Below are 8,634 nucleotides of genomic sequence, written 5' to 3' on the forward strand. Positions count from 1 at the left end.
CGTCAACGCACAAACGCTTTTTATTTTCAAAAATCTTCTCGTACTCATTAGCCTTTGCAATGTCTTGCTCTAACGCATCTTTTTTGCCCGCTCTAATTCGATATTTCAAAATGTTGCCGAGACAAAAGCCCCTGAACTGCTCTACAGTCATGCTTCGAGCGATAATGTCGATAGATTCGATGCCTTCGATTATTTGATAGTGTTTTGGATTTTTTATGTTGTCACTCATCACCCGATCCCCCGTCTAATTCAGCCCGTGCTAGATATGCAATTAATGCAGAACTAATAAAATCAACATTTTGATTTAAAATTTTTTGTACAAACTCATTTTTTTTATAATCTTCGATCCCCTCAGGAATTGGAGTAATTAGATGTTTTTTAAATCTTTCTACTTCCTTTTCTAACTTTTGCTGTGTTAATTTAGTCATCCTTAAACCCTCACGCACTCAAAGTTATCAAGCCGAATTAGCTCTTTTACTTTCCACCCAAAAGAATTCTTTTTACCGTTTGATAGCTTTTTAATACATTGTTCGACTGCTAATTCTTCATTAGTAAAATGCGTCCAATTTATCGGTTGGTGTCCGTCTTTTATGATTGTTGCTGTTATTTTGTAAGCCATTTTTGTATCAACTCCCGTAATTTAATTTTGTCTTCTTCTGAATATTTTTTAACTCGTTCTGCTAGTTCAAATTTTATTTTTGATTTATTCGCACCGCGTTTGCCCAATTCTGCAACATAGTCATACGCTATTTTGTCGAGCATGTGATTAATACCGAGTGGGCAGTGGTTAACCTGCTCGCGCATATTTACGCTCTTTTTTTGCCGGCTCTGGATTTGCTCTAGCCTGCGATTCCAGTTGATCTACGTTATAAATACGCCCATTGTTAATACCTGCAAAAACAGTAAAATTACCTGAGCCATGGCGATTTAAAGCAACGTTAATTTCCATCAAGTTTTTATCTGCGTTATCGTTGTAAACAGCATCACGATAAATACCCACCCAGTAGTCACAATCTTGCTCAATTTGCCCTGTGTCACGGCTATCACTTGGAATCGGTCGTTTATCAGCTCTGGATTCAAGATTACGGTTTAATTGAGTTAACATAACAACAACGCAATTAAGCTCCTTAGCCAATGCTTTAAGCCCTTTAGTTATTGCACCGTAAGCCAGATCATTACGAGTATCATCACCTGTTTTTTCCTTCTCCATCAGAGTTAGATAATCAACCATGATCATACCTATTTGTCCCTTTTCTCTGGCCATCCGTCGTGCTTCTGAGCGAACATGAGATAGTGTTATTGCTGGTGTATCGTCGATGTAGATATTGTCGCTATTTGTTAACTCGTTCAAATGATGCATAACACGCGCAAACTCTGAATCCGAACCTAAACCACCGTCATAGAAAATATTGCTATTTACCGCTGATTCTTGGGCTAAAATGTTTTCAAGCATTTGCTCATCTTGCATTTCTAACGAAAACATCAGTACAGGTAATTTCTCATTCATAGCGCAATGACGAGCCATGTTTATTTCAAAAGTGGTTTTACCCATTTTTGGACGAGCACCAACCACAAACAGCGAGCCTCTAACCAACCCTTTAGGTGCTAATTTCTCATCTAATGCTTTGATTCCAGTTGATAAACCACGTGCACTATCTGCGTTTTCTAATCGTTGTCCAAGGGTTTCTGTCCATTTATCAGCAATTGTTTTTAACGACTTAAGTCCAGTTGTTTTACCAGTTTTGTTATAGTCATCAATTTGCGTAAATAACGCGTGAATAGCTGATATTTTGTCGCTAGTAGATAAATTTGATTTCTCAAAAATCATAGCGCTACAGTCGTTTAATTTTTGCAATGTGTAGCGTTCAATTGCTTTGTCTCGAACAATTCCAGCATAAGCTGTAACGTTGATCATCGACGGCGTATTTTTGGATAATTCAGCCAGATAAGCTAAACCACCGCAATCTTTCAAAGTTCCTTTTGCTTCCATACTGTCTGACAAGGTAATCAGATCAATCGGGTAGTTTTTACGATTTAATTCAAGCATTTCAGCAAAAATAACTTGATGATGTCTGCTGTAGAATGATTCTGGCTTCAATGAATAGATTGCTTTTTGACAGCGATCTGATTGAAAATCTAACATCATTGAGCCAAGCACAGCTTGTTCAGCAACTAAGTCATGTGGGATCACGTTCATAGCGTACCCTCCTTGAATTTTGTATAAGTTTCATCCTTAACAATGTATTCAAATTTAGCCTCCCAGTTTCTCTGGTTTTCACCAAACATCCAAGCTGGTGCTCTTTCTACAAAATCATAAAAATAGTTAATCAAATCATTGATATTTAGTTTTTTGTTGTCTTTAAAAAATTTTTTAACTAGATTTTTTCGTGCAGTAGTCATTTTTTGAATCTGAGGCAATCTGTTTTCTACAGCATCGTTGTATGCATCCATGACCAAATCAAAATCAATATTATTTTCTTTTGTAATATTGTTTTTAATAGTGTCTTTTGTAGAGTGACATTTTTTGTCACTGGTGGTAGTGACATTTTTTGCTACTGGTTCCATGCATTTTTTGCTACCAGTGACATTTTTTGTACCTACATTTTTTGCTACTGGTTCTGATGTTTCTAACACTAGTGAATATTCAGTAATTTCACCATTATTTTTAATTGCATTGATCAAACCTAAATTTGTTAATTCAGACAGAGCTGCATAAATAGTGCGCTTGTCTTTTATCCCTAAAGATTGCATAAATTGAGAGATACTGATTTTATCGCTCGTTTTACCCCACCCCGTGGTTTTACGAGTAATCAGCAAATAACAACGTAACGCATTAGCTGACATATCAGCCATTAGCTCATCAATAACAGCGTTTGGCACTTGAAATGAGTTTGATATGAATTTACTCATCAATTAACCCTCATAGAATATTCAGCATACTTCTTGCCGTTTTTAGCTCTTATCATGCGACTATCTATTGAATGACCGCGTTTTTTTAAATCATAAATACGCGCACCTAGCCTAAGGCAACCGTATTGATCTAATGCTTGTAACGGATTAATGGTTTTACCGCTTTGCAAATGCCGCAAAATGTTTTTGCATTGGCTGCGTGTGTTTTCATCGTTTAATGTATTCATGCGCACCTCAACAGTTATTGCTCGTTTTTCTGGGCGGGAAAACATCATCAATTGATACATTTATTCCGCGATTAACAAAAAAATTAGTAATTTTTCGACATGTATTTAAATCAACATCTCTACGACCTGATTCATAATGCGAAATAGCGCCTTGTGATAAATTTAATTTTTTAGCCAAGTCTTCTTGTGTGAGATTTATTTTTTCTCTAAATTCACGAATTCTATTCATTAGAACGCCTCCTATAATATTATCGCTTATATTACATAATGTAATTTAATATTGCAACAAATATTACGTTGTGTTAGTTGTGTAATTAATACAATCCGTAATAATCTAATCTAAAAGGAGAGTTCTATGATTAATAAATGGCAAGATATAGTTAAACAAAAAATGAGAAGCACGGGTGAAACTCAAGAGACATTGGCTGAAAAATTAGACGTCACTCAGAGTGGTGTCGCGCACTGGTTATCTGGGAGAAGAAAACCCGATACAGATATAATTGCGTCAATAATGAAAGCCGTAGGGATTAAAGAGATCACCATAAATGATGATGGTTCAGCGTCAGAAAACAGTATTCAATGCGATCGTAATACAAATAATTTTTACATTGAGGTTTTGGATGTTAAAGCCGGCGCTGGCGATGGTTATTTAAATTCTGATGTACAGGAAGTTATCAAATTGATTGAATACGACAACGAGCAAGCAAAATTATTATTTAACGGCATTTCATCAAATAATCTAAAAGTGATTAACATTAGCGGTGACAGTATGCAAGGAACGTTTGAAAGTGGTGATGCGGTCTATGTTGATATATCAAGAAGATCATTTGAGGGTGATGGCATTTATGTATTTACGTTCGGACGAAACTTATATGTTAAACGATTACAAATTATTAAAGATAAATTAATTGTTATATCCGACAATAAAGCATACAAAGAGTGGGATATACGTGAAGATGAAATTGATCAACTTTACATACACGGCAAGGTAATGCTAAGTCAATCAATGCTATTAAGAAAACACGGCTAACCGCTTCGGCGGTTATTGAAACAAAGATTCAATCGTTCAAATAGAATAAAGTAAATTAGATAGTTATTGATAATTTTAATTATAAGGGATATATTATATATATTCCCAATTTGGGAAATTTATGAAAATATTCGGGAAAGAAAAGATAATCAAATTTAATAAGAAACATCCTGAAGCAAGTAGACACCTGAACTCTTGGGTAAGAAAAGTTGAATTGTCAACTTGGAATAATCCACATGACATTAAAAACAATTTTAATAATTCATATGACCAGTTAGGTGATTCTAAAGGTGTTTTTAACGTCAAACATAATAACTATAGAGTTGTTGTTCAAGTGAGATATTGTAATGGCATGGTTCTTATTGATGGGGTATATACTCATTCTGAATATGATAAATTGAGGTTAAAATAATGGCTAGCTATTTTTGGACTATACTGCATAATGAAGCAGAATATCAAAAAGCAATGGATCGATTCACTGAACTTTTCGGTAAAGAACTAACACCTCTTTCAGAGGAAAGCGATGAATTCGAATTATTAGCAATGCTAATTGAAAAATATGAAAATTTAAACTACCCCGTTGAGTCCCCTTCTCCTATTGATTATATAAAATTTATTATGGATCAAAAAGGGTTAACTAATGAAGATATGAAAAAATATTTAGGCTCATCATCTAAAGTGTCAGAAGTCCTCAATGGCAAAAGAAATCTAAGTTTAAATATGATTAAGAAGCTTCATAATGGACTTGGTATACCCGCAGATATATTAATTCAAGATATCAATTGTATAGATGATAAGGATAATGGCGTTATTTTTTCGAAATTAATTAACAATGAAGCTTGCTACATAGCATTAGAGGAATCTACTAAATTTAGCATTATACTTATATGTAAAAATATAATAGAAAAGATTAAAAGTCCTATGAAAAACGAATTAGACAATAATTATCCGAATGATACTAATAGCTGTTTTTATTATTAATATACTAGTTAAAGAGAAATAAAATATGGATAAATTATTTAAACAAAAGAAAGATTTAATTATTATTAACATTAGCTTTGATGAATATAGAAAATCGAAAAATGGTACAGATATTGAATTTCAAATAAATGAATCTAAAGAAAACATCATGATTCATAAAGAATTAGATAAACTAATGGTTAAAATGATAACTACAATTATTGGTGTTGATAATGAGAATACTCAAATTTTTTCTTTTGTGCTGAGATCTAATACTCAAGTTTATCTTAAAGAAAAATTGAAAACAGAAAATCAATCTAAATTACCAATATTATCAGATGAAATAAAAAAACAAGCAGAAATTATTGCATCAACTGAAAATAAAATTTTCATTAAACAGTTTTTTGATAAAACTCATATTCCAATTAGTTCCGATCAATTCTAAATATCAATCAGTATATAGTCAACCCGCCCTGTGCGGGTTTTTTCACGTCTAAAATTTCACAATTTTAAACACCCGCATTGATTAAAAAATAAGCAAACAGCATTACAATATGTAATTACATGTTGTAATATATAATTACATATTGTAATATATACACATCAAAACAAAACAACTTAACAAACAAGCAGTAATTACAGCAGTACGCATCGGGTGAGCGACGAAATCACTCCCAGCCTCGAGAGAGACCGACTGGCCATCAAGTTCTTTAGCAAAATTGCTGCTTGTTTGCTTTTTCAAATCAAAGCGCATTTAAACAAGTGCGCTTGAATTTGAAATAAGAAAGGAGATAGATGATGTTACATAGAGCTGTAGAAAATAGTTACGAAAATGCTTATTGCAACATGATAAACAATATCGAAATGCAAGACGATAAAGAAGCAGAAATCAAAGCTCAGTCAAACGAACTTTATGACAAGCTCAGCGATGATGATTATCTAGAAATTGAAGAAAAAATAATGAAAGTGTTTGGTTGGGATGATGTTGACACTGATTCAGTTCAAAAAGCATTAAAGCTCATATGTTATGAAAAAGCTGAATTTATTTTTAATGAAAAAAATAAAAAATCATCAATCAGATGACGAGGATTACATTATAGATTATTTTGCTGAACTGATTTTTTCAGTGAAAACTGAGCACGAAGTGGCATTAGTATTAAACGCGTGCTTGGATGCAGAAGTTAACTGGTCTCATGGAGCGTCTGCGTCGTGCTTACCTGACCTGATGTTACAGGAAAAGCCTTTATTTATTGGGCAAGATGCGGAATATGGGTGCGGTTTGTGTTGGGATGATCTGGAACCATTTCGCATTAGTAAAAATAACGAAGACATAACAGATTGGTTTTTCGAAGAGCTGAGGAATGAATAATGGAAAAATTAACACCGCAGAATGAACATCAAGAGCACATGGTGCAGATTTTATTAGCAAAAATGCAAGGATTAACTGTTGAAAGCAAAATAAAAAATATTTGGGGATGGTCAAACCCTAGTGACATTTTTTTAGATTCAGAGTATCGCATTGCACCAAAGCTAACTCCTCTATCTCTCTCACGTGAGATGTGGGCGATGATTGATAAAAAATGGAACTATGCAGCAATGGATAAAGATGGCAGAGTGTTTTTTTATAATATTAAACCGCACATCGATATGGTCTTTAAATCATGGGGCAATGACAGTGCACACACTGTCGGGTGTGCATTATCTATTAATATCGAGGGTATTAACTGGAAACAGTCGCTAACTAAACGTCCAAAGGACGCCTAAATGAACAAAATACCAATTGATCGCGTCGGCTGTAATGTGCATGAAACAGACCGATTTAACATTAATTACACACTAAATAAAGGCGAAAAAATATACGCCTTTTTTTGTGCCCTGATTTTATCGTTCGGCGGATTATTTATGCTATTTCGTTGGATGTTACATATTGCTACGGAGTAATAATTATGACATGGGAAGAGGTTTATAGTTCGCTGTCAATTCAATCAAGAATGATCATTGATATAGCAGAAGCATATCGTGTTGATTTAACTGAATTAGCAAATTTACAAGTTCAAAAACAAGAGAGTAACACACATTTAAATGAGGTGATTCATGGAGTTAGCTAAATTAGACGCGCCTTTCCACCCTAAAGACATTGAGTGGAGAGTACAACAGTGCGGTATCTCTAATAACAAGCCATGGTGTATGGTTTTAGCGTATGTAACAAACAGAGCTATTCAGCAACGACTCGATGAAGTTTGCGGAAAAGAAAACTGGCAAAACGATTATCACCCTGCTCCAGACGGTGGGGTTATGTGTAGTATTAAAATCAAAATTAATGGTGAGTGGATAACGAAAAAAGATGGTGCAGAAAACACTCAGATAGAAGCTGTTAAAGGTGGCATATCTGGAGCGATGAAGCGCGCGGGCGTTCAGTGGGGAATAGGTAGATATCTTTATGATTTAGAAGAGGGCTTTGCTAAAGCTTCGCTAGAAAAGGTTGATGGCTGGAATAGAACTCGAACAAAAGATAGTAAGTATATTTGGTGGGAGACTCCAACGCTCCCAGATTGGGCGTTGCCAGTTGAGTATATTTTATCACTATTCGAGAGTGACGCTATTAATTGCAAATCTATGGATGAATTAAAAGCGATTTATACAAAATATTACAATCGCTGCGTTGTAATAGGTGCAGATGATCGGCTTAAGTCATTGAGTGATAAATATAAATACAAACTAGAGAGTAAATAGCAATGAGGAAATTTAACATCTATTTTGATATAGAAACTATTCCGACGCAATCCAAGCAGTTAAAAACTCATATTCAAAATAATTTAACTCCACCTAGTAATTACAAGAAACAAGAGGCGATTGATGCGTGGATTGAAGAGCACAAAGATATTGTTTACCGAAAAACCGCTTTAAACGGCGGTTTTGGTCAAATTGTTTGTATTGGTTATGCAATCAATGATGAGAATGTGCGAGTAATTTATTTTGATGACTGGGCATCATCTGAAAAACAAATATTGCAATCATTTTTTAATGATTTAATTGAGCGTTATAGACCCAGTTCAGATATAACCCCGCATTTTATTGGGCATAATATCGAAAATTTCGATCTTCGATTTATTTATCAGCGCGCAATCGTTTTAGATGTTATACCTCCGGCATTTTTACCGCTAAATAACAAATCATATAACAATATGTACATATTTGATTCTATGACGGAGTGGGCAGGTAAACGTAATTATGCGTCATTAAATGAAGTTTGTTTGGCGCTTGGTATAGAGCCAAAATCCGATGATATCGATGGCTCAAAAGTCTGGGATTTGGTGCGAGAAGGGAAAATAAAACAGGTTGCAGATTATTGTGCTGCCGACGTTGAGAAAGTTAGATTAATACATAAGCGCATGACATTTCAGAATGCAAGTTAATTACAGCCGGCAAGGTTTAAGTGAGCGAAAAAGTATATGACGTTGATAAAACAAAACTGGAGCAAGAAAAATGGCACGTGGAATAAATAAA

19 protein-coding genes are annotated in these 8,634 nt (G+C 34.4%); 11 read left to right on the forward strand and 8 right to left on the reverse strand.

What is annotated here, in order from left to right; translation table 11 throughout:
* The 8 genes from A9G41_RS05495 to A9G41_RS05530 all read right to left on the reverse strand — a co-directional run.
* Positions 1 to 229, reverse strand: a 229-nt coding sequence (locus tag A9G41_RS05495; protein ID WP_143425393.1) for a DUF3310 domain-containing protein, incomplete at its 3' end; no start/stop codon positions are given.
* Entirely contained in the window at positions 222 to 428 is a 207-nt protein-coding gene (locus A9G41_RS05500; protein WP_065582609.1) for a hypothetical protein, read from the reverse strand. The genes A9G41_RS05500 and A9G41_RS05495, both read right to left, overlap by 8 nt.
* 2 nt (positions 429 to 430) lie before the next feature.
* On the reverse strand, positions 431 to 619 hold the full coding sequence (locus tag A9G41_RS05505) for a DUF1187 family protein (RefSeq protein ID WP_075539288.1): 189 nt from the start codon (positions 617 to 619) through the stop codon (positions 431 to 433).
* Complete coding sequence (locus tag A9G41_RS05510; RefSeq protein ID WP_075539287.1) at positions 604 to 804, reverse strand: hypothetical protein; 201 nt, start codon at positions 802 to 804, stop codon at positions 604 to 606. The genes A9G41_RS05505 and A9G41_RS05510 overlap by 16 nt, the downstream gene beginning before the upstream one ends.
* Positions 788 to 2,197 (reverse strand): replicative DNA helicase, encoded by a 1,410-nt coding sequence (locus A9G41_RS05515; protein ID WP_075539159.1) that lies wholly within the window; start codon positions 2,195 to 2,197, stop codon positions 788 to 790. Before A9G41_RS05515 ends, A9G41_RS05510 begins: the two co-directional genes overlap by 17 nt.
* Complete coding sequence (locus tag A9G41_RS13910) at positions 2,194 to 2,910, reverse strand: replication protein (protein WP_075539413.1); 717 nt, start codon at positions 2,908 to 2,910, stop codon at positions 2,194 to 2,196. The genes A9G41_RS05515 and A9G41_RS13910 overlap by 4 nt, the downstream gene beginning before the upstream one ends.
* Positions 2,910 to 3,137 (reverse strand): helix-turn-helix domain-containing protein, encoded by a 228-nt coding sequence (locus tag A9G41_RS05525; RefSeq protein WP_075539414.1) that lies wholly within the window; start codon positions 3,135 to 3,137, stop codon positions 2,910 to 2,912. The genes A9G41_RS13910 and A9G41_RS05525 overlap by 1 nt, the downstream gene beginning before the upstream one ends.
* 7 nt (positions 3,138 to 3,144) lie before the next feature.
* Entirely contained in the window at positions 3,145 to 3,366 is a 222-nt protein-coding gene (locus A9G41_RS05530) for a helix-turn-helix transcriptional regulator (protein ID WP_075539415.1), read from the reverse strand.
* A 126-nt stretch (positions 3,367 to 3,492) separates the two neighbouring features.
* Here A9G41_RS05530 and A9G41_RS05535 point away from each other — a divergent pair, with 126 nt between their 5' ends.
* The 11 genes from A9G41_RS05535 to A9G41_RS05575 all read left to right on the forward strand — a co-directional run bounded on the left by A9G41_RS05535 (position 3,493) and on the right by A9G41_RS05575 (position 8,543).
* Positions 3,493 to 4,167 carry a helix-turn-helix domain-containing protein gene (locus A9G41_RS05535; protein WP_082259623.1) on the forward strand — a complete coding sequence of 225 codons (675 nt, stop codon included), beginning with the start codon at positions 3,493 to 3,495 and terminating at the stop codon, positions 4,165 to 4,167.
* 121 nt (positions 4,168 to 4,288) lie between these two features.
* Complete coding sequence (locus A9G41_RS05540) at positions 4,289 to 4,579, forward strand: type II toxin-antitoxin system HigB family toxin (RefSeq protein ID WP_065636103.1); 291 nt, start codon at positions 4,289 to 4,291, stop codon at positions 4,577 to 4,579.
* On the forward strand, positions 4,579 to 5,148 hold the full coding sequence (locus tag A9G41_RS05545) for a helix-turn-helix domain-containing protein (RefSeq protein WP_075539416.1): 570 nt from the start codon (positions 4,579 to 4,581) through the stop codon (positions 5,146 to 5,148). Before A9G41_RS05540 ends, A9G41_RS05545 begins: the two co-directional genes overlap by 1 nt.
* A 25-nt stretch (positions 5,149 to 5,173) precedes the next feature.
* Complete coding sequence (locus A9G41_RS05550; protein WP_075539417.1) at positions 5,174 to 5,572, forward strand: hypothetical protein; 399 nt, start codon at positions 5,174 to 5,176, stop codon at positions 5,570 to 5,572.
* Positions 5,573 to 5,922: 350 nt separating this feature from the next.
* Complete coding sequence (locus A9G41_RS05555; RefSeq protein ID WP_143425418.1) at positions 5,923 to 6,210, forward strand: hypothetical protein; 288 nt, start codon at positions 5,923 to 5,925, stop codon at positions 6,208 to 6,210.
* Complete coding sequence (locus A9G41_RS05560) at positions 6,155 to 6,496, forward strand: hypothetical protein (protein ID WP_143425419.1); 342 nt, start codon at positions 6,155 to 6,157, stop codon at positions 6,494 to 6,496. The genes A9G41_RS05555 and A9G41_RS05560 overlap by 56 nt, the downstream gene beginning before the upstream one ends.
* The gene (locus A9G41_RS05565; protein WP_075539420.1) at positions 6,496 to 6,891 is read left to right on the forward strand and encodes a hypothetical protein; all 396 of its coding nucleotides are present in this window, start codon (positions 6,496 to 6,498) and stop codon (positions 6,889 to 6,891) included. Before A9G41_RS05560 ends, A9G41_RS05565 begins: the two co-directional genes overlap by 1 nt.
* Positions 6,892 to 7,068 carry a hypothetical protein gene (locus tag A9G41_RS14245; protein WP_179854680.1) on the forward strand — a complete coding sequence of 59 codons (177 nt, stop codon included), beginning with the start codon at positions 6,892 to 6,894 and terminating at the stop codon, positions 7,066 to 7,068.
* A gap of 5 nt (positions 7,069 to 7,073) precedes the next feature.
* Positions 7,074 to 7,235, forward strand: coding sequence for a hypothetical protein (locus A9G41_RS14250; protein ID WP_176700457.1), 162 nt, complete (start codon positions 7,074 to 7,076; stop codon positions 7,233 to 7,235).
* Positions 7,222 to 7,860 (forward strand): Rad52/Rad22 family DNA repair protein, encoded by a 639-nt coding sequence (locus A9G41_RS05570; protein ID WP_075539421.1) that lies wholly within the window; start codon positions 7,222 to 7,224, stop codon positions 7,858 to 7,860. Before A9G41_RS14250 ends, A9G41_RS05570 begins: the two co-directional genes overlap by 14 nt.
* Before the next feature lie 2 nt (positions 7,861 to 7,862).
* Positions 7,863 to 8,543: a ribonuclease H-like domain-containing protein gene (locus A9G41_RS05575; protein ID WP_075539422.1), complete on the forward strand. Its 681-nt coding sequence runs from the start codon at positions 7,863 to 7,865 to the stop codon at positions 8,541 to 8,543.
* The last annotated feature ends 91 nt before the right edge of the window (positions 8,544 to 8,634 follow it).

The organism is Gilliamella sp. Nev5-1 (assembly GCF_001690895.1).
Lineage (GTDB): Bacteria > Pseudomonadota > Gammaproteobacteria > Enterobacterales > Orbaceae > Gilliamella > Gilliamella apicola_C.

What these genes read in the sequence shown, in the direction of transcription:
- A9G41_RS05525 (WP_075539414.1), bottom strand. Translation starts at nt 3,137, where the DNA reads ATGAATACATTAAACGATGAAAACACACGCAGCCAATGCAAAAACATT.
- A9G41_RS05550 (WP_075539417.1), top strand. Translation starts at nt 5,174, where the DNA reads ATGGATAAATTATTTAAACAAAAGAAAGATTTAATTATTATTAACATT.
- A9G41_RS05515 (WP_075539159.1), bottom strand. Translation starts at nt 2,197, where the DNA reads ATGAACGTGATCCCACATGACTTAGTTGCTGAACAAGCTGTGCTTGGC.
- A9G41_RS05535 (WP_082259623.1), top strand. Translation starts at nt 3,493, where the DNA reads ATGATTAATAAATGGCAAGATATAGTTAAACAAAAAATGAGAAGCACG.
- A9G41_RS14245 (WP_179854680.1), top strand. Translation starts at nt 6,892, where the DNA reads ATGAACAAAATACCAATTGATCGCGTCGGCTGTAATGTGCATGAAACA.
- A9G41_RS05500 (WP_065582609.1), bottom strand. Translation starts at nt 428, where the DNA reads ATGACTAAATTAACACAGCAAAAGTTAGAAAAGGAAGTAGAAAGATTT.
- A9G41_RS13910 (WP_075539413.1), bottom strand. Translation starts at nt 2,910, where the DNA reads ATGAGTAAATTCATATCAAACTCATTTCAAGTGCCAAACGCTGTTATT.
- A9G41_RS05570 (WP_075539421.1), top strand. Translation starts at nt 7,222, where the DNA reads ATGGAGTTAGCTAAATTAGACGCGCCTTTCCACCCTAAAGACATTGAG.
- A9G41_RS05575 (WP_075539422.1), top strand. Translation starts at nt 7,863, where the DNA reads ATGAGGAAATTTAACATCTATTTTGATATAGAAACTATTCCGACGCAA.
- A9G41_RS05540 (WP_065636103.1), top strand. Translation starts at nt 4,289, where the DNA reads ATGAAAATATTCGGGAAAGAAAAGATAATCAAATTTAATAAGAAACAT.
- A9G41_RS05530 (WP_075539415.1), bottom strand. Translation starts at nt 3,366, where the DNA reads ATGAATAGAATTCGTGAATTTAGAGAAAAAATAAATCTCACACAAGAA.
- A9G41_RS05545 (WP_075539416.1), top strand. Translation starts at nt 4,579, where the DNA reads ATGGCTAGCTATTTTTGGACTATACTGCATAATGAAGCAGAATATCAA.
- A9G41_RS05505 (WP_075539288.1), bottom strand. Translation starts at nt 619, where the DNA reads ATGGCTTACAAAATAACAGCAACAATCATAAAAGACGGACACCAACCG.
- A9G41_RS05510 (WP_075539287.1), bottom strand. Translation starts at nt 804, where the DNA reads ATGCGCGAGCAGGTTAACCACTGCCCACTCGGTATTAATCACATGCTC.
- A9G41_RS05555 (WP_143425418.1), top strand. Translation starts at nt 5,923, where the DNA reads ATGATGTTACATAGAGCTGTAGAAAATAGTTACGAAAATGCTTATTGC.
- A9G41_RS14250 (WP_176700457.1), top strand. Translation starts at nt 7,074, where the DNA reads ATGACATGGGAAGAGGTTTATAGTTCGCTGTCAATTCAATCAAGAATG.
- A9G41_RS05565 (WP_075539420.1), top strand. Translation starts at nt 6,496, where the DNA reads ATGGAAAAATTAACACCGCAGAATGAACATCAAGAGCACATGGTGCAG.
- A9G41_RS05560 (WP_143425419.1), top strand. Translation starts at nt 6,155, where the DNA reads ATGAAAAAGCTGAATTTATTTTTAATGAAAAAAATAAAAAATCATCAA.